Genomic DNA, 25,230 nt, shown 5'->3' with positions numbered 1-25,230 from the left:
GCTCACGATCCCTCCGCGGAGGTTCGCCCGGAGTCCGGGGCATCGCCCGCGCGGCGGCCGGTGAGTTCCAGAAACACATCGTCGAGGCTGGACTCGTGGACCGCCACGGCACCGGGCACCAAACCGTGGGCATCGAGAACGCGCAGGATCTCCAGCAGCGGACGCGACCCGTCGTGCGACGTCAGGCGCAGCCGGGTGCCTTCGACGTCCGGGCGGGTGGAGAACCGGGCGCTCACGAGTTCCGCCGCCCGCGCCGCGCGGCGAGCCTCCTCCACGTCGAGTTCGATGATCGTGTTGCCCAGCCGCGCCTTGAGCGCGGCCGGCGTGTCGTCGGCGATGACCCGCCCCCGGTCGATGACCACCACCCGCGAGGCGAGTTGGTCGGCTTCCTCCAGGTACTGCGTGGTGAGGAGGACGGTGGTCCCGTCGGCGACGAGGCCGCGGATCATCTCCCACAACGCGTTGCGGCTCTGCGGGTCCAGTCCGGTGGTGGGCTCGTCGAGGAAGAGCACACGCGGGTCGGGCACCAGCGCCGCGGCGACGTCCAGGCGCCTGCGCATGCCGCCGGAGTACGTTCGAGCGGGGCGGTCACCGGCCTCCGCGAGGTCGAACCATTCCATGAGCTCTGTCGCTCGGGCCCGGACACGCGAGCGCCGGACGTGGGTGAGGCGCCCGATCAGGCGCAGGTTCTCACGGCCGGTCAGGTTCTTGTCGATCGCCGCGTACTGCCCGGCCAGCCCGATCAGACTCCGGACCGTGCCGGCATCGCGGACCACGTCGTACCCGAATACCGCGGCACGACCGGCCGTGGGGCGCACGATCGTGGTCAGGATGCGGATCGCGGTGCTCTTGCCTGCGCCGTTCGGGCCCAAAAGGCCGAAAACCGTTCCGGCGGGGACACGGAAGTCCACCGAATCCAGAGCTGTCACGGCGCCGAATCGCTTGCTGAGGCCCTCGACGTCAATCGCCTCGTTCACGGGGCCTTCTCCCTCGTGTGGAGGACACCCGTCTCGTCCATTCTCGACCGCCGCCCGACCCTTCGCAGCCCCGGACAGCGGTCCCGCCGCCGCCTTCGCGGCCCGGGGGCGCCGGGTCGACGCTGCTCGCGATGTTCCTCACGGACGCGCTCGCGGTGCGTCGGGATCGACGCACCGGCGTCCGGCGCACGTGTTCGGCAAGGCGGTCGGCCTTCGCGGCGACCGCGATCTCGGCTCGGTCCGGTCCTCGGTCCAGCGGGATCGAGGCACCGCACCGCCTGTGACGTCGCTCCTCGGATGCGGGGACTGCCAGTACGGCAGCAGTCGCCCCGACGGGGTGCGCCGGTCCACCGGCGGCGGAGTCCGAGGGCGTGCGACTCTCTTGACGATCCTGGGGACGAGTTCGCGGCGCCGGGCGAGCCGGGATTCGCAGATGGCGGTGCCGCCGCCGGGCGGGTGCCGGGTGAGCCGGGTTCGACCTCGGTGGCGTCGACGGGCACGTCGACTCCGGGGCGGCGTAGGTCGAGCACGACGTGGACGGCGGCGGCGACACCCAGATGGACGAACAGAGCGGTCGGCGCCCGGCCGGTTCCGTGGCCGTCCAGGGCCTGCACCGCGGCGGCCGGCGTACGCGGGCCCGATGCCGCCGCCCGACGACAACGGCCGCGTCGCACCGCCGGATGGCCCACGCCCGCATGCCGCCCACCGAACCTGTCCGTAGTGTCCGATGCGGACCGATGGACCGACACGCGAGGTGCCCTGATGGCTCTGCACAACGCTCAGGAACCGGCGGCCGATCCGGCCGTCGACATTTTCGCATCACCGCTGAGTGAACAGCCCCTGTCCAAAAGGTCCATGCCCGACCTGCCCTCACTGCCCCCCGTCGTCTTCCAACTGCTGCGCAACGAGTTGCTGCTGGACGGCAACGCCGCGCAGAACCTGGCCACCTTCTGCACCACATGGGCGGACGACGAGGTCCACCGGCTGATGGACCTGTGCCTGGACAAGAACATCGTCGACAAGGACGAGTATCCGCAGACCGCAGAGATCGAATCGCGCTGCGTGAACATCCTTGCCGACCTGTGGAACGCACCCGGCGGCGCCGGGGAGGCCAACGCGGTCGGCTGCTCCACCACCGGCTCCAGCGAGGCCGCGATGCTTTGCGGCCTCGCCCTGAAGTGGCGCTGGCGCCATCGCCGGCAGGCCGCCGGCCAGTCCACCGACCGGCCCAACCTGGTCTGCGGACCGGTGCAGGTCTGTTGGGAGAAGTTCGCCCGGTACTTCGACGTGGAGCTGCGCCAGGTGCCGGTGGAGTCCGGAGCAACCGGCCTCCAGGCGCACCAGCTGCGCGAGTACGTCGACGAGAACACCATCGGCGTCGTCGCGATCCTCGGCGTGACCTACACCTGCACCTACGAGCCGGTCGCGGAGATCGCCGCCGAGCTCGACCGCATGCAGGCCGCGACCGGCGTCGACGTACCGCTGCACGTCGACGCCGCCTCGGGCGGGTTCATCGCGCCGTTCCTCCACCGTGACCTGGTCTGGGACTTCCGCCTGCCGCGGGTCGCCTCGATCAACGCCTCGGGCCACAAGTACGGCATGGCCCCGCTCGGCGTCGGCTGGGCGCTGTGGCGGGATCAGGACGCCCTGCCGGACGACCTGGTGTTTCACGTCGACTATCTCGGCGGCGACATGCCGACCCTCGCGCTGAACTTCTCCCGCCCCGGTGGACAGGTCGTCAGCCAGTACTTCATGTTCCTGCGGCTCGGCCGCGAGGGGTACCGCCGGGTCTACCAGGCCTGTGCCGAAACCGCCCGGCACCTCGCCCGGCAGGTCGCCGAGATGGGTCCCTTCACCCTGCTCTACGACGGCGTCGGTGCCCTGCCCGCCGTATCCTGGACGCTCACCGACCCGGACTCGACGGGCTGGAGCCTGTACGACCTGTCCGACCTGCTGCGGATGCGCGGCTGGCAGGTGCCCTCCTACCCACTGCCACCGGACCGCCAGGAGACGGTCATCCAGCGCGTCCTGGTCCGCCACGGCGTCGACCACGACCAGATCGAACTCCTGGCCGACGACATGCGCCGAGCGATCAAACACCTCCACGAGGGCCGCCCGCACGACGCGGACCGCGTGGCTTTCCACCACTGACGGCCTCGGCCGACGGGGCGACGGCCACCGCCCTGCACCCGACGCGCACCCGCCCCTCCCGCGCGCCGACTCCACCGCCGGCAGGGCCGGGGGCCGCGTCCGGGCGGAAGCCGAAGTCGCAGCGCCGTTCGTGTCTTTCGGCGGCGAGGCGCGTCATGGCACTAACTCGTTGTCGACGAGCGGATTCGGTCGTTCAGATAGCTGTCGAGGACTCGTTTGCACTCGGCGATCAACCGGGGGTCGCCCTGCGAATCGGTGAGGAAGGCCAGTTTGAGCACGCTGTCCGCGCATTCCAGGGCCACTCGGAGGACGAACTCCAGGTCGGTGTCGTCCCGGATCCCGGTCAGGGTCGCGGTCAGTTCGCGCAGCCGTCGGGCGACCGCGGTGTTGTTGTCCAGGGCCGGATCGAGGGTGTGGTCGCGGCCCACCGCGCCGAAGTCGACCACGCCGAAGCCGGTGATCGTCCGGCGCATGGTGACGAACTCGTCGACGGTCACCTCGACGATGCCCGAGACGTCTGCGGGCCTCTCGTGCTCCAGTCGGGTCGAGACCCGTTCGAGGAAGGCGTCAAGGTTGCGGGCGGCGAGTGCGCCGATCAGCCCCTCCTTGTCGGAGAAGAACTGGTACAGGGTGCCGATGGGCACCTCGGCCCGGCCGGCCACTTCCTTGGTGGTCAGCGCGACGTAGCCGACTTCGTCCAGGAGTTCGGCACAGGCGTCCAACAGTCGTTCGAAACGTTCGACGCTGCGTTTCTGGACGGGGCGGCGGCGTGTCGTGCCCACGGTGCGATCTCTCACGCTTTCATCATTCCATCCATAGGGATTAACATGAGCGGAACTCATGTTTTAGGAGTTGCGCATGGCACTCGACCACCTGCCCGCAGACTTCGTCTGGGGCGCCTCGACGGCGTCCTATCAGATCGAGGGCGCAACCACGGAGGACGGCCGCGGCCCGTCGGTGTGGGACACCTTCACCGCGCGGCCCGGCGTGATCCGCGACGGGCACACCGGTGACGTGGCCTGCGACCATTACCACCGGTACGAGGAGGATCTCGCGCTGATGGCCGAGGTGGGCCTCACCGGCTACCGCTTCTCGATCGCCTGGCCTCGGATCCAGCCGACCGGCCGGGGCGAGGTCAACCCCCGGGGTCTGGACTTCTACGACCGCTTGGTCGACGGCCTGCTCGCGCGCGGCGTGGAGCCCGTCCCGACCCTGTTCCACTGGGACCTCCCGCAGGGCCTCGAGGACGACGGCGGCTGGCTGAACCGCGACACCGCGTACCGGTTCGCCGATTATTCCGCCACGGTGGCCCACAGGCTGGGGGACCGGGTCCGGAAGTGGATCACGCTCAACGAACCGTTCATCCACATGGTCTGGGGCTACGGCCTGGGTACCCACGCGCCGGGCCGTACCCTGTTCCTCGATTGCCTGCCGGTGGCCCACCACCAATTGCTCGGCCATGGCCTGGCGCTGAGGGAACTGCGCCGACGCGGCCTCCAGGTGATGATCGCCAACAACTGCACCCCGGTTTGGCCCGCCTCGGACGCCCCCGCGGACCGCGCCGCCGCGCAGGCCTACGACAACCTGCACAACCGCCTGTTCAACGACCCGATCCTCACGGGCACTTACCCCGACCTGTCGGCCTACGGCGCGGACGCCACCCTCGGCGGTTCCGTTCGCGACGGTGACCTCGAACTCGTCAGCGCCCCGCTGGACGCGCTCGGTGTCAACTACTACAACCCGACCCGGATCCAGGCGCCGACGTCGGAGGGCCTGCCCTTCGAAGAGGCCCCGATCGAAGGCTATCGCCGCACCGCTTTCGACTGGCCCGTCGTCCCCGACGGTCTGCGCGAACTGCTCGTCGGTCTCAAGGAGCGCTACCCGGCGCTCCCGCCGATCTACATCACCGAGAACGGCTGCTCGGTCGAGGACGTCGTCACCGCGGACGGCACCGTCCCCGACTTCGACCGTATCGACTACCTGGACACCCATCTGCGGGCTGTCGACGCGGCCGTGGCCCAAGGTGTGGACGTCCGCGGCTACTTCACCTGGACCCTGATGGACAACTTCGAATGGGCCGAGGGCTTCCACCAGCGCTTCGGCCTCGTCCACGTCGACCACGACACCCAAGTCCGCACCCCGAAGGCCTCCTTCGCCTGGTATCGCGACCTCATCCGCGCCCGGCGCGGCTGAGCCGCCCGTCCGCCGAAGCTCGCGCGGACACCGCGAGCTTCGGCGGATCCCGGACGTCGACGGGTTCGGCGGCTCGCCGGTTCGGCGGAAGGGTTCCACCAGTTCGGCTCCGCCGGGGAGCCGGGCGTCGGGCCGAGTACCAGGGCCATCACGGTGAGGAGCAGTGGCGCCATTGTGAGGGATCCGAGTCTGCGATCTGCGAGTCGCCACTCGTCCGGTCGCGTTGCGGTCGACCAGCGGGCGAGCGCCACCGCGGGGCCGGCATCGTGTTCCCGGTCGACGGCGGCGCGGTACCGCGCGGAGGGGCCGCGACGCGGGCCTGACCGGGTCGCGCGGTCGCGGGGTCGTGTGCACCGGGGTTCGACGGTGCCTCGGGCCTGGCCGGCCCAGGGGTGACGCCGGCGGAGATCGTGCCCGCCGTCTTGTTCGGCGGACCCAGGTCCGGGGCGCGGAAGTCGGCAAGCGCGCTTTCCCCGCACGACGGGTCCACCACGTCGACGCCCTGTTCGGGGCGGTGTGAGAACGTGCGCGATGACGTTCGGGCCGCCCGCGTCGCAGCTCTCGCCGCGACCGGCGTTCGACGATCTTCGCCGACCCGAACGGGCGACGAGACGCGGCCGGCCCTCCCATGCGGTCGTTTCGGACGCCTCGAAGGGTCAAGCTGTATGTATGCGGTCGTTCCAACGCTCGGCTCCCGGATCGGGAGTCGGCGGTCGCAGCCGGGCCCTCACCACACTCGCACGGTGTGTGCCGTTCGCCATCGCACTCCTGGTGGTGGGGATCGAGTTCTCGCCCGCGCACTTTCTGTATACCGGGCCCCTGCTGACCGCGACGCCGGCGCTGGCCGCGGTCACGATGGGTCCCAGGGGGACGATCTCGGCGGCGGCCGTCGCTCTGGCCGTGAGCGTGAGCACTGCCACCTACAACCAGGCGTGGGGCAGCCAACAGGTCTACACGAATTTCCTGGCCATTCTCCTGGTGTCCGCAGCCAGTGTCATGACCAGTCGTTTCATGCGTACACGCAGACGGAACGAACTCGAGCGGATTCGCCGGATCGCCGAGGCGGCGCAGAGAGTCCTGCTCCGGCCGGTGCCCGCGCGCCTGGGGCCGCTGCGGACCGCCAGCATGTACCTCGCGGCGGAAAGCGGCGCGCAGATCGGCGGTGACCTGTACGAGGCCGTGCAGACGCGGTACGGGGTCCGGATGATCATCGGAGACGTCCGCGGCAAGGGGCTGCCCGCCGTGCGCTCGGCCGCGGTGGTCTTGGGCGCGTTCCGCGAGGCCGTGCACTACGAGGACGACCTGGTGGAGGTCGTGGCTCACTGCGCGGCCGCGCTGCGACGCGAACGCGCCATGCCGTGGGCGATCGATCGGGACGACGACGAGGAGGAGCAGGAGGAGTCGTTCGTCACCGTGCTCGTGGCACAAGTACCCGACCGGTGCGTGGTCGAGATGGTCAACTGCGGCCATCCGCCACCGCTGGTGCTGCGCCGGGGCACGGTGCACGCTCTGACGCCCCCCTCGCCACTTCCGCCCCTCGGCCTGGAGGAGTTGATCACCAGTCCTTTGGGCAAGGCGGAGAGCTATGTGTTCCTCCCCGGCGACCGTCTACTGCTGTACACCGACGGCGTTCTCGAGGCACGCAACCGGGACAACGACTTCTTCGCCCTACCCGAGGCAATGGAAGCGGTGCCAATGTGCGCCCCGTCGGAGTTCCTCGAAGAACTGCACCGGGGATTGCTCCGCCATACCCAGGGCCGCCTGGTCGACGATGTGGCCATGATCCTCGCGGAACGGCTCGACGGGGAAGCCGACACCCCCTCGGCGCCGCCTGCCGCTGCGGAATGACGTCGCAGTCGTGTCGATCCGGTGCGGAATCACCGGCGACGAGCTCCCACCGGGGGTGCCCGGTTCGGTGATCGGCGCGTCGACGCCGCGGCCACGCCCGGGACCTGTGACACCGTCCGACGCCGTCAGTGCCCCAAGCCCGCCGGCGAACCTGCCCACGGACGACCGCCTCCCGACATCACACGAAGCCGTCCCCGGCGCCCTCGCCCACCACCGGGTGCGGCAGACGCGGCCACACCACCTCCCGCTCCCAAGCCCGCGCCAGGCCGCATCTCGCGGTGGACGGGTGGGGTTGCCGTTGTCGATCGTCTCGCCCCGGGGCAGGGGGGCGCGTCGGCGGGCGTCCGCCGGCGTTCGACCGGCAGGTGTACGGCGAACGCAACGTCGTGGAAAAGGTGTTTCGCCCGGCTGAAGCGGTTCCGGGCATCGTTACACCGCCACCGCCACCGCCACCGCCACCGGCTCCGGCGGCACGTCGCAGATCGACTTCCAGGGCTACGGCCGGCCGGAACAGGTCAGGGCCCCGGTCACGGTCGACGGCCCGGAGCAGGTCCGGCCCGGCGGCACCGAGACGGTGACTGCCGGCTACACCAACACCAGTACCGGCGCGGTGAACAACGCCACGATCGGCCTGGCGGTGCCCGCCGGGGGCTGGACAAGGAGACGTGGCCGCGCGTGGAAGGACGGTGAGGGACCGGGGTGCCTGGGTGTGCTTCGCGGACGAGGCGGGACGGACGCTGCGTCCGCCGAAGACACGGACCTGGTCCCGGCGGGGCCACCCGCCCGTCGTGCCGGTCGGCGGAGAGGGCTCGGGGCGCATTTCGCCCGCCGGCTTCCGGTGGCCGCTTGCTGATTCGTACAGTCGGTCGATAAAGAATCATATTCCTTCATCATGTGACCAATAGGAAAAACTTGCCCCGGTGCGAACAGTTCGCCGTCCTAGCCTGATCGACGGCCGCCTGACCTTCCGTCAGGCCCTTCGTCGATCCGAGGTGGGGAACCAGTGCCGAGAAGCCCGCGTCCACATCCGCCCGTTCCGACCCGTCGGCTCACCTTGACCCGCTCGTCCGCCGCGATCCGCCCGGTGCGCGCCGCCACGGCCGCCCTGATCGCCGCCGGACTGCTGATGTTCGGCCTGGGCGCCCCCGCCCCGGCCGGCGCCGCCGATACCCCGTCCACGCTGGTGAAGAGCGTTCGGGACGTCACCCACCCGGGGGCAGCGGCCGTCGAGCACGGGGACACCCTCGACTGGACCGTCCGCTACCGGAACGCGACCGCCGGCGACACTCCCGCCCCGGCCTCCGTGACGGACCCGTTGGCAGGCGCGGGCGGCTCCCAGACCTATGTGCCGGGCTCGCTGCGCGTCCCGCCCGGGTGGACCCCGAGTTGGTCCACCGACGGCAGTACCTTCACCGGCGCCGACCCGGGGACGGCCACCACCGCGGTCCGCGCCGAGAACTCGCTCGCCCTGGCCGGCGGCACCTCGCTTGCCACCCTGGCCCTCGGTCCGGTGAAGCCGACCCCCCAACCCACCGGCGGCGACGGGTTCACGCCCGTATTGCACCGCACGGGGGGCGGCGAGATCGAGTCCTGGAACATCTACCACCACGCCGCGCCGAACGCCCCACAGGCCGTCTGCCTCAACCTGACGCTCGGTCAGCCCTGCACCGGCGGCCCGTGGCCGCGCCCGCTGAACACCACGCCCGGACCACTCGGCAGCGGCGCCACCGGTGACATCGGGAGCCCGCTGACCCCGCAGTACGTCCTCGACCCGCTCCACCCCGACCAGTTGCTCTACCCGGCGGTCACGACGTCCGCCGTCGGCGTCGGCTGCCTGGATCTCGCCGCACACGCCAACTGCGGCTTCGTCCCACTGGCCACCATGGGCGGATCGCCCAGCAGCGCCAACAACCTGGCCGGCCTGGTCCGGGTCGGCGACAACCTGTACGGCGTAGCGAACACCGGGCAGGTGCTGTGCCTGACCCTGGCCACCCGCACCCCGTGCGCCGGCCAGCCGTACGCGCCGATCGTCGCCGCCAACCACGACCTGCCCAACACCCCCGCCGCCCTCTACCTCGGCGGCCTGACCACGGTCGGCAACCGCGTGTTCGCCTCCTCCTCGCCGCAGGGCGGCGGCTCCACCGTCTCCGGCCCGCCCGCTCTCGGCTGCTTCGACACCGCCACCGCGAATACCTGCGCGGGTTGGACCACCCCGCACACCGCCGGCCCGAGCAGCGCCTATTACACCTATGACGCCTTCGCCTCCTACGACACCGCCGGGCACGCCGACGGCGTGTGCACCAGCGCATCCGGCGGACCCAACGTCCTGACGACCTGTTATGGGCTGGACGGCTCCACGCACGCCGCGCCCGCCACGCTCTCCTCCCTCGGCGGCAACACCCTGACCTTCAGTCCCGAGACCGTCACCACCCCCGCCGGGACCCGCAGCTACTTCCCCGCCTGGGGCGGCGGCCTGGCCGGGGGAACGATCTGCCACGACTGGACGCTCGCCGCGCCCTGCGCCGGCTTCCCGCTGCCCGCCACTCACCCCGGCGTCAACGGCGGCGCCACCCGCGACTACGGCTACACCTACGACGCCACCTCCCGCTGCCTGATCGGCCTGGGCGACGCCGGCTACCTGTTCTCCCTCGACCCGACCACCGGTGCCAGCCCCTGCGTGCACGGCGGCGCCAGCGTCACGCTGAAGCCGACCGACTTCTATTGCGACGGCGGCAGCGGCAACATCCAGGGCTACACCCGGGCCCGGCTGACCGGCCTCGACCTCACACACATCGACTTCGCCACGTCCCGGGCGACCGTCACCGACCCCGACGGCACCACGATCGCCACCCCCGGCCTGGCCGGCGACGGCACCGTCGACCTGACCGGCATCGATCCCGTCGCGCATCCCGCGATCACGGTCACCGCCCAACTCGTCCTCACCACGGCGGACGACTTCGGCTCGAACAAACACCCGGCGCTGGTCGTCGAGTATCGGGGCGACGCGCCACAGATCTGCTTCCGCACCACCGTCACCGCCGACTGCGCGACCACCTCGATCGGCAACACGGCGACCGGCACCGACTCGACCGGCACCTTCACGTCCAACACCGTCACCACCGCCGTCGCGCCCGGTGCGGGCTGCCAACCCAAGGTCAGCGTGGAGAAAGAGATCTGCGGCTCCCCCAACTCGCACGACTGCGCACCCGGCGGACCCGGACCCTGGGCGAAGACCAGTCCCGTCGGCCTACTCGGTCTGCTCGGCACCGCGCACTGGCGGATCACCGTCACCAACGCGGGCCCCGTGGACGCCGCTTCCGTCACCGTCAACGACCCCACCACACCCTCGTGTCGGCAGGCCGCCGGCACCTTCACCCTCGCCGCCGGGAGCAGTCGCCAGGTTCACTGCGACTCCCTGCTGCTGGCGCTGCCGCTGAAGAACACCGCGTCCGCGAGCTTCGTCGCCGCGAACTCGCCCGCCGGCACCCCTCGCAGCACCACCGCCCCGTCCGCCGCGGTGGCCTGCTCGCTGCTGTGCATCCTGGCGGTACCCGACAAGGGCTGATCCGCCTCTGATCGCCCTCGTTCCCTCCCCGTCCGACCGGCAGCCGGACGGGGAGGGAACGTCGGTTCCGAGCTCTTCGTCGAGCGGGATACCGCTTCGACCTCACCCACCAGGACCCCGAACGCCGGTGCCGCGTCGTTCGGTTCCCGGCCCGCCCTGCCCCCGCCACGTCAACCACACCCCGAGCACATCCATCTCGGCGATGTGTTCGGCCTAGAGTGGCGCCGGGTTCGGCGCCCCGCGTGGTTCGACGAGGCCGGGGTGCTCGTCAGACCTGTTCCAGCCAGAACATGTCGGCCTGGTAGCGGTATTGTTTGGCGACGGCGCCGACGGACGTGAAGTCCGACATCCCGACGAACATCTTGGTGTGTTGCACCTGCATCACGAACGGTCGCGGGTACACCATGGGGCCGACGCTGAAGAACAGCTTGAACCGCTGGTGCGGAAGGTTGTTGCAGTCCTCGACCTTGAGGATGGCGCCCTCGCCGGGAAGGCCACCGGTCACGCCCATGCACCACGGCCCACCGGCCCACCTGGTCACGAACGTGTACTCGTACTCGAAGACGGGATCGCCGAAGACCGGCCTGCTGCGGCACATGGTCCACTTCTCGTCGTCCCAGTCGTTCCACGGCATCTGGATGACTCGGCCGTGCCAGGGGTCGTCGCTCTGGTCGAAGTCGAGCATCATGCCGCTGCCGGTGTGGAAGACGTAGACGCCGCCGCAATCCATGTCCGACGGCCACGACGGGCCGGCCTGGGCGGGGGGAGAGGCGGTGAGGAGCATCGCGGTCGCGACGATCGTCGTGGTGAGCGCCGCGACGAGGCGTCGGATCGGTAACAGGGTTCGATTGGTGCGCTTCATCGGTTCCCTACCATTTCGGGGTTGGTGGGACGGTCCGGAATTAGCAGTGCAGACGCGCGCGAGCGGTCGCGCGCAGGGTGCCCGCAGGCTCGGCCTGGGCACACGAGACGGTGCCCTGATCGGGGGAGGTGTAGGTGACGTAGGTGCCGGAACTGCCGTTGACCCAAACCCACTTGCCGGTATTGATGCCGGTGCGACCGCAGATCTCCATGATCCACTCGCCCTCCACGCGCTCGGTGCCGCGGTAGAGCCCGTAGACGCCGGGTTGGTTCAAGTGCACGGTCCGGGTCTGGGTGGTGGTCTTGGTGCTGCCGACGTTGGTGGCGACACTGATCCCGAACTTGGTACCGACGCTGCCCAGGGTGGTCTTGTCCTCGGAGGAGAACTCGAGATTGTTGTTCACCGACGTGCTGACCGAGTTCACCTCGTTGAGCGTGTGGGTCTCGTCGATCGTGGTGCCCGGGGCGACGGAGAAGCTGTCCCACTCGGTGATGATCGGGCTGAGCACGGCCGTGACCGGGGTGCCGCGGTAGCGGGTGATGTTCGGGTTGCAGTCGGCCGGGTCCGCGTGCGCGGGAGCGGCCTGCAGGCCCACCACCAGGCACGCGAGCGTCGCGAGCGCGGCGGAGGCGGCGAGTGGGCGCCGTAAGATCGGGCGGAGGACCTGACGTGGAACGTGCGTATTCACGGATCGGCTCCTTTTCTCGGCGGACGTGCGACAGACGGAACCACCTTTCCGCGTCGGCGTAGGAGCGTGTCGTCGCGGTCGGTGGCCCGCAGTGAGCCTGGCATCGGTGACCGGCGTCACCCATCAGCACGGGGAAGGGGAGCGGGAGACGTTCCGCCGGAGGATGCGTCGGTGGTCGGTGAGACCACGATGCGGATGCGGTGTCAGCCGGTCGGAGGATTGTCGAATCATGCGATCTTGTGGGCACAGTTCGCCACTTGCGTGTCACGCGCGTTTTGTAGGGTATGTGCGCTTTGTGGGGCATGTGCGCGCCGTAGCACTCACGCGCCCTGGGAGCCGACCGCGGAGCGTTGCCTGCGCATCCTGGCGTTGTTCATCCCGGCGCTGTTCCGCTGGGGACGGCGTGCCAGGACACGGACTCGAACTCGGGGGCCGTGCAGGGCTCCTCGCCGGTGGCCGCGCCGAAATTCCCGCTCACAATCCTGGCGGCACATACGACCTTTCGAGGTGGTATGGGCCGCCGGCGTCGGCAGGTCGTGCATCGACCGGTGCGGCGCCGCGGCGATGCGTAGGCTGCCGGGCGGAGGACGGACGACGGGGGTGAGCCCCGGAGTTCGCCCGATGCACCCACACGGGCGGGAGACCACGCCCCGGTGGATACGACCGCTACGCACCGAACCGACGAACGGACACCGCGCATGGAATCCGGCAAGGCATCGCCCGAGGCCCTGATCGCATCGCTCGACGACGCGAACGCCCGGCTCTTCGTACGGTTGCTCGGCCGCCCCGACGGCCACGACATGCTGTACCGCATCAGCGGAACGGTGCACAACCACGTGCCCGGCGACGTGCACGGCAAAGTGTTCCCGCACGGGCAGGCGGTGTTCGGCGTCGAGGGCTACAACATCCGCCGGCTGATCAACCCGCCGGGCACCGAGGATCTACACCTCGTCTCGCGCGAAATCGTCTTCTACACCGACCCGAAGCACGGCACCGTCCTGACCGAGTGGACGAACCCGCTGGACGGGCGCACCCGCCCCCTCCCACCGATCGCCAACGACCACGTGCAGTTGTCGTACCGCGTCCGGGAGGGTGCCCTGTACGCGGTGTTCGGGCCCGCCGAGGTGCCGCTGGCCGGCTCGGTCACCCCGGAGCGCGTGCGCCGCAACCTGGTGTGGACCCTGGACGTGCCGCCCGTGTACCGCCTCGCCGACCGATACGGCATCGACGACGACTTCGGGCTCGCGAACTCGACCTACGCCTCCTGGGAGTTGTTCGACTTCCTGGTGCACGAGGACGACGCCCGCGCCCACTCCGACACCGAGGCCGGCCCCCCGACGCCGGCGCTGCCGGTCACCAACTGCTGGACCCGGATCTGCCCCTACGTGCCGGCGATGGGCATCGCCGAGAGCGAGACGCCGGGCAACCTCGTCTACCACGCGCGCGCCTGGACACTGGACGACTTCGATGCGCTCGAACCGTGGCTCGCCGACCTCGTGCGCACCCGCCACCCGCTCTACACGAGCGCCCCCGACACCCCCGGAACGGGACCCAACACCACCACCTGGACCGCGTTCCACACCGACGTACTGGCCCCCCGCGGCCTCACCTGGCGGCAATGGCGCGACACGTCCGGCTGATCGGCCGAGATCGGCTCGGATCGGATCGGATCGAGGAACATGGTGTCTTCTCGCAGCCGGGCAGAGCTGATGTCGGCCTGATCGACGGCGGTGTTCGTGCGGGTCGTGTTCGTCTCGCGGAATGCGTGGATCCAGCCACAGCGACCAGATGCCGTGTTGCTCCCATCGGTGTCCCGACGTTGTCAGGAGTACCAGGAGGCTTCCGTCGGTCGTGATCGTCGGGGGATCTCCCGGGCGGGCATCGTCCTGCGTTCGCCGTCCACAAGCAGAGTGCTCACCGGGTCGCCGCCGTGGGCGCCCGGGAGCCTCACTTCGACCTCGATGTCGCGAGGTGGGTCGGTGGGCAGGGTCGCGGTCATGACGTGCGTCCGGGCGTGGTGGCCGTGGACGCGGGCGGCGGCGACCTCCTTCCCGTCCACGAGGAGTTCCAGTTCCCGCGTCCGGCCCGTCCGAATGCCCACGGTGATCGAACAGCCGGCGTGCTCGCAGTGAAAGTGATGGTCGCGGCTCATGATCGCCCTCCTGAATCGCCGGGCTGAAAAGGCCCCCACTCCATCGTGGCACCGAGCGGCCGCCGCGCCGCGTACGGCTTTCGAAGCGGTGCCGACTCAGTGTCGTTCCGGCGGATTGTGTCTGTGGGCTGGGCATGGTCCGCTTCCTGCGTGGGGTGGGCGGGGTACGCGTTGGTCGCCACCCCGGTGGCCGGGAATCGACAGGTCGGCCGCCGTGGCCCTCGCCCCCGGATCCGGCGGTTGCGGTTCGAGGTACTACACGAGGAGGGATTCCCGGGGCGGTCATGCGGCACGCGATTGTGTTCCGGCAGCGGTGGTGCCCGTCCTCGCACGTGTCCCGCCGTCGGGACATCGCGTGTTTGCTCGGCGTCTCCGGCCGAGGTGCTTTCCGGAGCAGGCGGTTCTAGGCTCAAAGGGAGGCGAGAAGCCCGACATGTGTCGGCTCTCCCACGCGGGCGTGCGGCACACCTCGGGTATGAGAAATCAGCCGAGGAGGCTCGTCATGACCACTGCGCACGACACACCCGTCCTGGACACCCTGGCCGCCATGACCCTCGATTCGATGGAGCGATGCGGTCTGACACCGGAGGCCCTGATCCTCACCCGCATCGCCGCCCTCGTCGCGATGGACGCCCCTCCGCTGTCCTACGTGGCCCATTTCGAGGCCGGCGCGGCGACCGATCTACAGCCGGAGCAGGTTCAGGACGTCCTCGTGGCGATCGCACCTGTGGTCGGCACGGCCCGAGTGATGGCGGCGGCCGGTCACATCACCAAGGCTCTCGGGATCGAGATCACCGCCTCGGCCCACGAGTCCGACGTCTGAACTGCGGTGGGACGCTTCGGGTGGCCGACGTGCCATCTCGCCCCCGGCCGACTCCTGGTACCCACCGCCTGACCGGACACACGGCGCTGCGGCTCTCCGGGACCGCCGAAGCCCGCCGCACGACGACCGCCCATGCGTCGGTTCTCGGGCCGGGACGCCGACCGGATCAGGATGGCCCCTGTTCGCCCCGACCATCACGGCGCTCGGCGAGCGGAGGAATTCTCGGCTCCGGGAGCGTGCGGGCGCCGAGGTCTGGGACTGTCTCTCCCTCACGACGCGGACGCGGACGCGTTCGCCGGGGCGGTGCGGCGCATCTTGAGCGAAACCGCCGAGCCCGGCAGCGATGGATGCCGGCGCAGCCTGCCCTGACAGGTGCCCTTCCGGTCGTGTTGGGCGAGGTGACGAGCGGCTGATGGACAGGGCGGCGGCGGGCGCCGACAGGGGCTTCGGGATGGTGATGACACGAAGGGGAATTCCGGCACTACCGTTGCCGGAATTCCCCTGTGCCCTCATCCGGGGCGTCGTAGTGACCGAGATCCAGAGCGCTGGAACGCGTAGTGGTAGTAGCCGAGCGCGGTCTTCCCGCGTTCGCCGAGCAGGTGCATTTCGGCGAAGGAACCGGTCGTCGGCGAGCGACCGAGCGAGGAACAGTCGCTCGGTTCGCTCACGTCGGCGGGGACGTGCGCAGGATCGCGGCGGCGTTCGAGACCCTGGTGCGCAACAGGGTCGAGACGGCGCGCACGACGTCGCCCTTGGTTCGGATCAGCTCGCTCTCACGCTCGGACACAAGCATCCTCAGGATCCCCGAAAAATTCACCTCCTCCCGACACCGGCGGTCGGCCACGGCGGTAGCGATCTCGGCCGCGGACACCGGAACCGCGGCGGAGCCGTCACCCGCAGCTTCGGTGCCCGTCCAACGCCGGTCGCCTTGGGCCTGATCGGGGTTTGCGTATCGATGACCGGCGCGCTTCATGCAGGTGCTCCACGCCTTGACCACCGGGCGAAGTCGCGCGTCGGCCCGGGCCTGCTCGCCCGCCTGTTGGGCCAGGATTCGGATGCCTCGCTCGGGTGTCGAGTCCGGTGCGAGATCGTCGCTGCGCACGGGCGCGGCTCCGGCGTCGAGGGCGCGGCGTGTTTGCGCGTCGCATCCTCCGGACGGAACCACCTTGCCGGCGAACTCCCGGACACTGCCTTCGAAGATCGGCACGAGCTCTGGGCCGATCACAATCGGCCGCGTACCTCGCATGGCCACCGCCGCCATCTCGTCGGCGAACCCCGGTGGCCCCGCGTACCCGTACCGCTCCACTTCGTGCGAGCCGAGCCAGCTCAGGATCGTGGCGTTCTGCGGGTACTTCACCGGCCCGACATCGGGCGCGTCGAGCTCCAGGCCGAAGGACTTCATGCAGGCGCGCAACGATCGCCTCGTTGCCAGTTGGATCATCTGGTACTCCTGCGCCGTCGGCTCGTAGGCGTCCAGCGGCAGCCCCAGTTCACCCGCCGCTCCCGGAGCCTGGGCCACCGTCGCGGCCACCGGCGGCCGCGGGTCCGGACGCCCGTCGTGCGACGCACAACCGTCGGCAGCCGAAACCACGAGCATCGACAACGTGACGGCCCGCACGACCGTCACTCGGGGAAGTCGCATGTGTTCCTCCACGTCCACAACCGCTCCGTACCGTGTCACCCGCCCGCCCCCGTACGGACGGGCGACACGGGAATCGCGTCGACCGCGTGTGCCCGGATGGATCCTCAGCGCCACACGACGGCAGGGCCGTAGACCACTACTTGGCTGTGCCGATACTTGGCCTGGACCTTGTACGCGTGCGCGTCATCGACACCCGCGGTGTACGAGTCGCCGCTCCAGCCACTCGACCCGTCCCGGGAACCGCACTGGTAGATCGCCTTGTCCGCCTGGTTCACCCAGATCAACGCGACCACGTCGGCGCCCTCGTTGTACATCTTGGCCCAGGCGAACCACTTGCCGTTGTAAGTGCCCTGGTTGACGCGGATGTAGGTGGATCCACCCACGTTTGTCTGCGTACCCGAGACCGGCGAGACGTTCGTGGCCTTGGCCGGGTTCGCCAGCCAACTGCCGCACCACGTCGGCGAGTCCGCCGCGCCCGCAGAGGGCGCGACGATCATGGCGGTGGCCGACAGGCCGGCCACCAGCGCCGCTGTCAGGAGCTTGTTGCCCATATTGCTTCCTTTCCTTCGAGGTATCCGATTTCGGTCGTCGTGCGACGGTTTCCGTTGCACGGACGACTGTGGCGAAGACGTTGTGAGCAGTCCTCGAATACTTCTTGAATAGGCTGATCACAGGTGCACCGCGCGGTTGCCGCAGCGATTCCGACAGCGGAGGGGAACCAGGGTGGGAATGCGGTTCGAGGTGCTCGGATCCGTCGTGGCTCGGCTCGACGGCAGTCCCGTCGGCTGTACACGACCGCCCTGCACGCAAGGCGACGCGGCCACAACCGGAGGACGGCCGGGTTCGGGTTCCCGGTCGCTCACCGTGAACCGTCCCCGTACACGACAGTGCCGGCCGGCTACGCGGCCGTCGTTGTCCCCGCGTGCACGTCGGTTGTCGATTCGTGCAGCGTCGCCCGTCGACGGAAGTCGTGGGGCGAGACCCCGTACGCGGACCGGAACGTCCGGCTGAAGTGCGCCTTGTCCGGGAAGCACCAGTGGGCGGCGATGGTGTGGATCGCCCGTCCCGCCAGCCGGGGATCGATCAGGTCGCGTCGACATCGTTCCAGCCGCTCGTGCCGGATCCAGGCGGCCATGGTCCGGCCGTCCTCTTCGAAGAGGGAGTAGAGCGTGCGCCGCGACAGACGGTGTGCGGCGGCGATGTTGTCGGGAGTGAGGGAGGGATCGGTGAGGTGACACCGGATGAACTGCCGGATCTGCGTTCGTAATGCCTGGCGACTGCCCGGGGGGTCCCGGTCCGCCATGGTGTCGGCCGCCCCGCCGAGTACCGAGGCGAGCAGGTTCGTGGTGATCTCGGCAAGGAGGGGGCCGTCGGTCGGGGTGAACTCGTCGGCACGGGCGGTGATATCGGTCAGCCAGCGCGCCAACACGCCGCCAGTCCCCGTCCGCAGGGACACCGGGACGGCATGGACGCGTTGCACGATGTGCGGTGGCAGGCGCAGCAGGGCGCGCGGACACTGGATGACGACGAAGGAGTGCACCCCGGCGGGGTCGTCGAACCGTCCACGGTAGGGGCTGGAACTGTCCACCATGACCAACTGCCCGGCTTCGACCCGGGTTTCCCGTCGGCCGATGGCCAGGCTGGTGGACCCTCTGCGCATGTGCAGCATGTGGAAGGCCTGCGGGTCGCGTCGGTGAATGAGCCGCGCGGTACGGGCGAAGCCGGTCCGCGGACAGACCAGGACCCAGACCCGCACGTCGCCGAGGTGCAGGACCCGCAGGCACGCCCCCGGCCGAGTCGGCCGGCCGGGCCGCAGGTCCGGCAGGTGCCACAGCTCGGCGATCTCGGCCGGCGCCGCACAGTGCGGTGGATGCGGTTCACCACGGGGGGCGGCGGTGCCCGGCGGTACGGCATCACCCGGCGTCGGTACGGCGGATGGACATGGTTCGGGCATACCTGTGCTTCCTCCTCGTTCGGGTGGGGGCGTTCGTGCACACCGCCCGGGCCCAGGGACAGGGATCGATGTGGCAAGGCTGACCCGACGAGGACCCCCGAGACACGGCGCGGCCTGTTCGGGACGTGTTCCGGACAGAGTCGGCGTCGCGTTCTACGGGTATTCGTCCGGATATGCCTGCGGGGTCATCCGACCCGAACAGCCGCCTTGCGCACACGCCCCCGGCGGCGGCGCCACCCGCCCCGCGGAAAACCCCTCCCTCGCGGTGACGCCGGAGGCGCTTCGGTCGCGGATCGACGGCGGCTCGAGACGTGGTCGATCGGTTCGTCCGGACGGCCGCTCGCCTTCGTGTGGAATACCGAGTGCGCGATGGTGATGCCGCTCGGGAAAAGGCGATCCCACAGAGCACCGGACGTGCGTGGCATGGCCCAGCGAGCCCGACACGTCCGTCTTCGTCACAGCCCGGCGGCGCGGCGCTTCGGCAGCGGGCGGGGCCGAAAACGCGGCAAGGGGCGCCCCGTCATGGGCACTCGGGTTTTCCCGGGCCCGGGGGTGTGGTGAGTCGTCCTGGAGGGTCAGGTTTTCGGGATCCCGGAGAAAATGAGGCGGATCCAGAAGCAGGACCAGTCCTCCTCGGCAGACGGTGGCGACGGGGTGTGGATCTCCGCCTCGGACATGTACCGTCCGCGAGCCCCTTCGTGCCATCCGCAGGTCACCGCGTACCAGCCGGGTCGGGCCGAGAGCACGGTCGGCGGCCACGGGCCGATGTCGTTCTCCCGAGCCGCCGCTGCCGCCCAGACGACCACGACCCGGTCGCCGCGGATGCGGAGGTCGCCCGCGGCCGTCTCCCGCGTCGCGGCGCGCACGGCCTCGATGTCCGCGGCCTCCGCGTCCGCGCCGTAGGCGTCGCCTTGCGGCCCGCTGGTGCCGCGTCCGCGCCGCTCCACCGTGTGTACCGTGAACCGCTCGGCGAGCGCGGCCGCCAGAGCGTCGTAGTCGGCGGCGACGGCCGGCGCGCCGGGCACGATCAACAGCGCCGGGCCCGTGCCCACGGTGTGGTACCCGATGACCGTGCCGTCCGCGGAACACACGGACCCCACGGATACCTCCCGCACCAAATCCGTCGCCGCCACCGCAACGAACACCCGGAAGGGCTGGGGCACCGTGGCGTACATGGCACCCGAGATCTGGACGTCGGAGCGGGAGGCGATCGCTGCGGACGTGTACGCGTCGGGCGTGATCGGCTATGAACTGCCCACCGGGCGGTGGCCGTTCCGGGGCCCTTACGGCCACGACTTCCGGCAGCGGCACCTGCGCGAGAGCCCGCCGCGGCTCACCTCGACGAACTCTGGTGTGACACTGCGGAGATGGCTGGTGGCGTGACGAGGTCGTGACGATGTGGCCGGCGCGTCTTCACGTGGGACGACCACAGCGGCGCAAGTGAAAACGATCTTGGTTTCCAAGAGGAGACGGCGCATTACGCCCGTACTCCTTGCCTTCCTCGTCTCCGCCACGGTGGCCGTTCCCACCGCGACGGCCGCCGCCGACACGGGGGGCGACCGGGAGACGACTGCCGAAGCCGCCGCCCCCTCGAAGATTCGCCGGGGTCCGTGTCCCGCCAACCCGCCCCTGCCCGAGCCCGGTCCGCAGGTGGAGTGCGCGACGGTCGAGGTGCCGGTGGACTGGTCGCGCCCCAGAGGTCCGAAGACGGGCGTCTTCGTGGCGCGCCACCGTGCCACCGACCCCGCCCGGCGCATCGGTGTCCTGATGACGAACCCGGGTGGTCCCGGGAACCCCGGGGCGGACGGCGCGATATACGCCGAATCGAAATACTCCCCGGCCCTGCGCGAGCGTTTCGACATCGTGGGATTCGACCCACGTGGCATCGGCCGCAGCGCGGAGGTCCGTTGCGACGAGTCCATCCCGGTCATCGGATGCCGCGTCACACCCCACGGTTCGGGCTAGAGCCCAATTGCCGGGGAGTCGAACGCACCCACGCCCGGATCCACGGCGTCCGCCGCCTACGGACCCGCTTCGAGATCCGCGCCGACATCCATGCAACCCTCCGCGAACCGGCCTGCTGGGTGGACCGACGGGTTGGAAATCACAGTGCGGAAGGACCGCATGGGACCCCGTCGACGCATGCTTGAAAATACGTGACTTTTGCCGAATCGCGCACAGTCGAACATGCTGATCGCACTGCACCCGCTCGCCGGTTGCTGGACCGCGACGACATCGACGCGGTGCTCGTGGCGACTCCCGACCACACCCACGCCCCGATAGCGATCGACGCTCTTCGGGCCGGCAAGGCCGTCTACCTCGAGAAGCCGATGGTCACCACGGTGGAGGACGCCGACGCCGACGCCGTGCTGCGTCGCGTGGGAGTCCGGTTCCCGGCTCTACGTCGGGAGGCCGGGCGGCTGGGCATCGGTGTGACCACGTCCCCGGGGGCGAGCGCCCCTGCGGCCACCTTGCCGACGGGGGACTCGACGAGGACGTGGTCGGGGTGCTCGCGCTCGTAGTTCTCGATGCCGCCGAGCACCGGCTCCGGCAAGTCCCATGAGCTCGCGGGTGGTCGGAATCGCTGGTCTACGATCGGGCCTGACGGGCAAATCCGCATGCCTATCCCGACTGATCGTCGACTCCGGGCAACTCGGCGGCCTGTCCCCGTGGAGGGATCCATGCCGGCATCAACAAACCCTGCAAGGTTCTGACGCAATCACGAGACGTTGGGGGTAAATGCCGGCCCGTCAGGAGATTCTGTCACTTTGAACCGGGCAGCCAGATCCGCGAAGGGCCGGTCAGCGTACTCGGGCGGTACTTCGAGTTCCGCGATCTTGCGGTCCTCGCTGGGGCGAAGGCGAACCCTGACGCGATCGTCACCCTCTTCAATGATCTCCGCAAGTGCGATGATGCTGCCGTCTTCGCCGAATGACGCTTGGACCCGCATGAGCCGGACCGTCCTCTCTATTTTACGCAGTGACAAGCATGAGCACGATGACGAACTGCGTGTTTCCGAATGCCCGAAGTTCCAGGCCCCAGTAAGGCGGAATCGGATTGTTTCCTTCCCAGTACGAGTATTCCGTCACATACTGGAGCCTGGAGAGTGCGTCGGTGAAGGGGTGGAAGTACGCATTCGGTCGAATCCAGGAGAACTGGTTCGGGTTCTTGCCGAAGTCGTATTCGTATAGCTGCTGCTGGCCGTTTGCGAGGAACAGGAGGCCGCTGCGGATAAGCTCGACATTTGCCATGCTTCATCCATTCCTCGTTCAATTATTCGATGGGGAACCCTCTGCAGGAAGAGGCTTCCCCATCGTGGGCGTTTCGTGAACGTGGATGCTATGAATATTACTCGTCTGGGTGATTGAACTCAGACTGAGCCCGAGGTCACGCAAACATCCGTGGGGTATCCACGGCTCGGCGGTGTTGCGACGGGTCCCGACAGCGGGCGCACCAAGCGGGCTCCGGGCGCCGGTCCGAAGGTCCGGCCGTGCGGAATCCGTGCTCGGGCCCGCCGTCGGGGGACTACACGACGGCGTTCGGAGCCCGGACCCCTGTCTCGCTGCGAGATGTACAACCGCCGACTTACGCACCTGATCTCATGGGTGACCTCCGCGCCGGGGAGCGGGTATCACCCGATCTGCCCCCGTCCCGTCCGTGTCGCGGATTCCCGCTGGTCGACGCGGTTCACGCCATGGCATGGTTCACGCAACTACGTTCGAATACAAGGCACCGATATCCCGATGAGCACTCCCGAGCCCTTGACGGACGAGGGCCTCGCCGAGATCGAGGAATTCGCCGCCGCCGCAACTCCGGGACCTTGGTACGTGCGACAACTCGACGACGACCGACGAGGCCCGACGCGTCGTCGTCCGCGTCACCCCGCGCAAGGTCGTCGGCTCGCTCTAGGCGCCCGGCTCCGGGTTGGCCGCGCCGGACCCTGAGGTCAAAGGGTTGCCTTCCCGCTGTGGATGCCGGCGCGTTCGCGGCGGTGGGCGGCCAGGACGCCGGAGGAGCTTGCGCGTGGCCGTCTTGGCCTCGATTGCCGATGCGAGGTGCAGGTGAGGGAGGGCCCGACCCGGGATCCTGTGAACCGGACGCAGTACGCGACCGGACATCCACCAGCCGACCAGGAACGAGGTCGCGGGGGTGCGTGGGTTCGGGGCGCCCCTGATGTTGCGGTTCGTCGTGAGGGTGGTTCTGGCGGGTGGTCTCGCCGTGACAACGGTCGGTTGCGGCGACGACGACGGCTCGACGAAGTCCAAGGTGGCGTCGGGTGGCGGTGGTGGTGCTGCGAAGGCCGAGGGCAGTGGCGGTGGTTCGGGTTCGGGTAAGGGTGACGACGCGGAACGGCGGGAGCTGATGGTGAAGTTCGCGGGTTGTATGCGTGAGCACGGGGTGGACATGCCCGACCCGGTGCCCGGCGAGGGTGGTGCGAGGCGGATCGGGGCGATGCCTGCGGACGAGGGGTCGTCGAAGGCCGAGGATGCGATGAAGGCGTGCGAGAGGTTCCAGCCGAAGAGCGACTTCGACCCGAACGACCCCAAGTTCAAGGAGTGGCAGGCCGGCGGCAGAACGTGGACGGCAAGCTCGGGTTTGCGGGCACGTACACGGTGAACGCCGCCGCACCGGGCCCGGACAAGGAGAATCCGCCACCGAGCGGAAGCAACGGGAGCGGCGCGGGCGGGAACAAACCGCAGACCGGCACGACCCCGGGACCGTCACAGGGCCCGGGCAGCGGCTCCGGTCGGACCGGCGGGCAAGGCGGTTCGCCCCCGGACACCGCCCGCGGCGGGCGACACGTTCTCGCGTGGTGATCGGGTGTACGGCCGGGACGGGACCAAGGTGCCCTTGTTCAACGGCGAGACGCCGTTCTGGCGGGCGTTGTACGTCGGCGTGGAAAAGGGCGTGGACGTGCGCGAGTTGGAGAGGACCGCCAGGCGCTGGGCTACGGCGGGTTCACCGTGGACGACAAGTTCACCGACACGACCGCCGCGGCGGTGGGGAAGTGGCAGAAGGACGTGGGACACAAGCAGACCGGCCGCTTCGATCCCGGGGACGCGGTGGTGTTGCCCGACTCGGTGCGGGTCGGCGAGGTCACCGCCACGCTCGGCGGGACCTCGGGCACGAACCTGACCGTCGGGGCGGGTGAACTGCTCGCGGTGGTGGCACCGTCGGGGTCCGGCAAGTCGACGATGCTGCAACTGATGGGCACCCTGGATCGGCCGACCGAGGGTGTGGTGCGCCTGCTCGGGCACGACATCGCCGGCTTGACGGATCGTCAACTCTCCGGCGTACGGGCGAACTGGATCGGCTTCGTGTTCCAACAGTTCTTCCTCACCGAACACTTCACCGCCGTCGACAACGTCGCCAACGGGCTGTACTACCACGGGATCCCGGTGCGCGAGCGGCGCGAACGCGCGGCGGAGGCACTGACCCGGGTGGGCCTGGGCGGTCGACTCGACCACGTGCCGCGGGAGTTGTCCGGCGGCGAGCGGCAGCGGGTGGCCATCGCCCGCGCCCTGGTGGCCCGTCCCGCACTGGTCCTGGCGGACGAGCCGACCGGTGCGCTGGATTCGCGCTCCGGCGCGACGGTGATGCGGCTGCTGCACGAACTGCACGCGGACGGCACCACGATCGTGGTGATCACGCACGACCCGGGCATCGCCCGGTCGCTGCCACGCCGGGTGGAGATCCTGGACGGCCGCATTCACGCCGACAGCGGTGCGCCGACCGCCCAGCCGGCGGGGGCGCCCGGATGACGACAACGGACGGGCGAATCCGGCCGACCCCGGTATCGTTGCCGGACACCGCACGGCTGGGACCGGCCGACGTGGTGCGGGTGGGCCTGCTCGGCGTGCGCGGTCGGCCGATGCGCGCGATCCTGTCCGGTCTGGGCATCGCGATCGGAATCGCCGCGATGGTCGCGATGCTCGGGATCGGCACGGCCGGCCAGGCTCGCTTGATGGAGCAGATCCGCAGCCTGGGCACGAACATGCTCTCGGTCGGCCCCGGCGACTCGATGTTCGGCGACAAAGTGCCGCTGCCCGAGGACGCCGTCGACATGGTGCGCCGGATCGGCCCGGTGACCTCCCGGCAACGATCCCGGTCGCTGGTAGCAGGCCGTAATCAAACCTTTTACTGCTTGGGCGGGACTGTACAGCGCCGCCCCACCTCGCGCCTCTGTCACCCATGCGACTGTTCAGACTGCACAAATCGGCGACTGAAATCGCAGAATTACTAGGCGATTTGTACAGTTTAAAAAGAAACACTTGCTCAATTTGTCACTCTCCATGACGCTCAGGCCCTCGGCTTGGGCCCCTGCCGCTTGTGATCCCTCTTCCACATTCGGGAGTCGTCATGACCGACTTGCCG

22 protein-coding genes are annotated in these 25,230 nt (G+C 69.6%); 11 read left to right on the top strand and 11 right to left on the bottom strand.

Going from position 1 to position 25,230, the window contains the following annotated elements; genetic code table 11:
* Nucleotides 1–2: 2 nt before the first annotated feature.
* Nucleotides 3–977 carry an ATP-binding cassette domain-containing protein gene (locus tag ACFXKZ_RS31705; RefSeq protein ID WP_380004843.1) on the bottom strand — a complete coding sequence of 325 codons (975 nt, stop codon included), beginning with the start codon at nucleotides 975–977 and terminating at the stop codon, nucleotides 3–5.
* Nucleotides 978–1,739: 762 nt separating this feature from the next.
* Here ACFXKZ_RS31705 and ACFXKZ_RS31700 point away from each other — a divergent pair.
* A complete protein-coding gene (locus ACFXKZ_RS31700; RefSeq protein WP_380004841.1) occupies nucleotides 1,740–3,128 on the top strand; it encodes a glutamate decarboxylase in 1,389 nt (462 codons plus the stop codon).
* Nucleotides 3,129–3,289: 161 nt separating this feature from the next.
* Here the strand turns inward: ACFXKZ_RS31700 and ACFXKZ_RS31695 are convergent, their stop codons facing one another.
* On the bottom strand, nucleotides 3,290–3,925 hold the full coding sequence (locus tag ACFXKZ_RS31695; protein WP_380004839.1) for a TetR/AcrR family transcriptional regulator: 636 nt from the start codon (nucleotides 3,923–3,925) through the stop codon (nucleotides 3,290–3,292).
* Nucleotides 3,926–3,986: 61 nt separating this feature from the next.
* Between ACFXKZ_RS31695 and ACFXKZ_RS31690 the strand changes: the two genes are divergently transcribed.
* The 3 genes from ACFXKZ_RS31690 to ACFXKZ_RS31680 all read left to right on the top strand — a co-directional run bounded on the left by ACFXKZ_RS31690 (nucleotide 3,987) and on the right by ACFXKZ_RS31680 (nucleotide 10,734).
* Entirely contained in the window at nucleotides 3,987–5,321 is a 1,335-nt protein-coding gene (locus tag ACFXKZ_RS31690; RefSeq protein WP_380004837.1) for a GH1 family beta-glucosidase, read from the top strand.
* Nucleotides 5,322–6,068: 747 nt separating this feature from the next.
* On the top strand, nucleotides 6,069–7,169 hold the full coding sequence (locus tag ACFXKZ_RS31685) for a PP2C family protein-serine/threonine phosphatase (RefSeq protein WP_380004835.1): 1,101 nt from the start codon (nucleotides 6,069–6,071) through the stop codon (nucleotides 7,167–7,169).
* 1,084 nt (nucleotides 7,170–8,253) lie between these two features.
* Nucleotides 8,254–10,734, top strand: coding sequence for a hypothetical protein (locus ACFXKZ_RS31680; RefSeq protein ID WP_380004833.1), 2,481 nt, complete (start codon nucleotides 8,254–8,256; stop codon nucleotides 10,732–10,734).
* A gap of 268 nt (nucleotides 10,735–11,002) precedes the next feature.
* Here ACFXKZ_RS31680 and ACFXKZ_RS31675 read toward each other — a convergent pair whose 3' ends face one another.
* Nucleotides 11,003–11,596: an RICIN domain-containing protein gene (locus tag ACFXKZ_RS31675; RefSeq protein ID WP_380004831.1), complete on the bottom strand. Its 594-nt coding sequence runs from the start codon at nucleotides 11,594–11,596 to the stop codon at nucleotides 11,003–11,005.
* Nucleotides 11,597–11,636: 40 nt separating this feature from the next.
* Nucleotides 11,637–12,284, bottom strand: coding sequence for a hypothetical protein (locus tag ACFXKZ_RS31670; protein ID WP_380004829.1), 648 nt, complete (start codon nucleotides 12,282–12,284; stop codon nucleotides 11,637–11,639).
* A gap of 698 nt (nucleotides 12,285–12,982) precedes the next feature.
* Here ACFXKZ_RS31670 and ACFXKZ_RS31665 point away from each other — a divergent pair.
* Nucleotides 12,983–13,924 carry a DUF1838 family protein gene (locus ACFXKZ_RS31665; protein WP_380004827.1) on the top strand — a complete coding sequence of 314 codons (942 nt, stop codon included), beginning with the start codon at nucleotides 12,983–12,985 and terminating at the stop codon, nucleotides 13,922–13,924.
* Between the two features lie 182 nt (nucleotides 13,925–14,106).
* On the opposite strand, the gene ACFXKZ_RS31660 is transcribed toward ACFXKZ_RS31665, so the two are convergent.
* Nucleotides 14,107–14,436, bottom strand: a complete 330-nt coding sequence (locus ACFXKZ_RS31660) for a hypothetical protein (RefSeq protein ID WP_380004825.1) — start codon at nucleotides 14,434–14,436, stop codon at nucleotides 14,107–14,109.
* Between the two features lie 502 nt (nucleotides 14,437–14,938).
* Here ACFXKZ_RS31660 and ACFXKZ_RS31655 point away from each other — a divergent pair.
* Nucleotides 14,939–15,259 carry a carboxymuconolactone decarboxylase gene (locus tag ACFXKZ_RS31655; RefSeq protein ID WP_380004823.1) on the top strand — a complete coding sequence of 107 codons (321 nt, stop codon included), beginning with the start codon at nucleotides 14,939–14,941 and terminating at the stop codon, nucleotides 15,257–15,259.
* A 664-nt stretch (nucleotides 15,260–15,923) separates the two neighbouring features.
* On the opposite strand, the gene ACFXKZ_RS31650 is transcribed toward ACFXKZ_RS31655, so the two are convergent.
* From ACFXKZ_RS31650 to ACFXKZ_RS31635, 4 genes are all read right to left on the bottom strand, one after another.
* Nucleotides 15,924–16,901 carry a hypothetical protein gene (locus ACFXKZ_RS31650; RefSeq protein ID WP_380004821.1) on the bottom strand — a complete coding sequence of 326 codons (978 nt, stop codon included), beginning with the start codon at nucleotides 16,899–16,901 and terminating at the stop codon, nucleotides 15,924–15,926.
* Between the two features lie 104 nt (nucleotides 16,902–17,005).
* The gene (locus tag ACFXKZ_RS31645; protein ID WP_380004819.1) at nucleotides 17,006–17,452 is read right to left on the bottom strand and encodes a hypothetical protein; all 447 of its coding nucleotides are present in this window, start codon (nucleotides 17,450–17,452) and stop codon (nucleotides 17,006–17,008) included.
* 347 nt (nucleotides 17,453–17,799) lie between these two features.
* Nucleotides 17,800–18,855 (bottom strand): helix-turn-helix domain-containing protein, encoded by a 1,056-nt coding sequence (locus ACFXKZ_RS31640; protein ID WP_380004817.1) that lies wholly within the window; start codon nucleotides 18,853–18,855, stop codon nucleotides 17,800–17,802.
* 575 nt (nucleotides 18,856–19,430) lie between these two features.
* Nucleotides 19,431–19,907 carry a hypothetical protein gene (locus ACFXKZ_RS31635; protein ID WP_380004814.1) on the bottom strand — a complete coding sequence of 159 codons (477 nt, stop codon included), beginning with the start codon at nucleotides 19,905–19,907 and terminating at the stop codon, nucleotides 19,431–19,433.
* 13 nt (nucleotides 19,908–19,920) lie between these two features.
* Here ACFXKZ_RS31635 and ACFXKZ_RS31630 point away from each other — a divergent pair, with 13 nt between their 5' ends.
* Nucleotides 19,921–20,238, top strand: coding sequence for a hypothetical protein (locus ACFXKZ_RS31630; RefSeq protein WP_380004812.1), 318 nt, complete (start codon nucleotides 19,921–19,923; stop codon nucleotides 20,236–20,238).
* 833 nt (nucleotides 20,239–21,071) lie between these two features.
* The gene (locus ACFXKZ_RS31625) at nucleotides 21,072–21,377 is read left to right on the top strand and encodes a Gfo/Idh/MocA family protein (protein WP_380004810.1); all 306 of its coding nucleotides are present in this window, start codon (nucleotides 21,072–21,074) and stop codon (nucleotides 21,375–21,377) included.
* 197 nt (nucleotides 21,378–21,574) lie between these two features.
* Here ACFXKZ_RS31625 and ACFXKZ_RS31620 read toward each other — a convergent pair whose 3' ends face one another.
* Together ACFXKZ_RS31620 and ACFXKZ_RS31615 are read right to left on the bottom strand one after the other, a co-directional pair.
* Nucleotides 21,575–21,805 carry a hypothetical protein gene (locus tag ACFXKZ_RS31620; RefSeq protein WP_380004807.1) on the bottom strand — a complete coding sequence of 77 codons (231 nt, stop codon included), beginning with the start codon at nucleotides 21,803–21,805 and terminating at the stop codon, nucleotides 21,575–21,577.
* Between the two features lie 22 nt (nucleotides 21,806–21,827).
* Nucleotides 21,828–22,106 carry a hypothetical protein gene (locus ACFXKZ_RS31615; RefSeq protein ID WP_380004805.1) on the bottom strand — a complete coding sequence of 93 codons (279 nt, stop codon included), beginning with the start codon at nucleotides 22,104–22,106 and terminating at the stop codon, nucleotides 21,828–21,830.
* A gap of 967 nt (nucleotides 22,107–23,073) precedes the next feature.
* Here ACFXKZ_RS31615 and ACFXKZ_RS31610 point away from each other — a divergent pair.
* The 3 genes from ACFXKZ_RS31610 (at nucleotide 23,074) to ACFXKZ_RS31600 (ending at nucleotide 25,099) form a co-directional block, all read left to right on the top strand.
* Nucleotides 23,074–23,472: a hypothetical protein gene (locus ACFXKZ_RS31610; RefSeq protein ID WP_380004803.1), complete on the top strand. Its 399-nt coding sequence runs from the start codon at nucleotides 23,074–23,076 to the stop codon at nucleotides 23,470–23,472.
* A 452-nt stretch (nucleotides 23,473–23,924) separates the two neighbouring features.
* Nucleotides 23,925–24,617, top strand: a complete 693-nt coding sequence (locus ACFXKZ_RS31605; RefSeq protein WP_380005024.1) for an ABC transporter ATP-binding protein — start codon at nucleotides 23,925–23,927, stop codon at nucleotides 24,615–24,617.
* Nucleotides 24,614–25,099, top strand: coding sequence for an ABC transporter permease (locus ACFXKZ_RS31600; RefSeq protein ID WP_380004801.1), 486 nt, complete (start codon nucleotides 24,614–24,616; stop codon nucleotides 25,097–25,099). Before ACFXKZ_RS31605 ends, ACFXKZ_RS31600 begins: the two co-directional genes overlap by 4 nt.
* Nucleotides 25,100–25,230 lie beyond the last annotated feature (131 nt).

The sequence above is a fragment of the Embleya sp. NPDC059237 genome (genome assembly GCF_042754105.1).
In the GTDB taxonomy this organism is placed as follows: Bacteria; Actinomycetota; Actinomycetes; order Streptomycetales; family Streptomycetaceae; genus Embleya.
The sequence above is the reverse complement of the archived record's forward strand: the minus strand, read 5'-3'. Positions and strand labels throughout refer to the sequence as shown.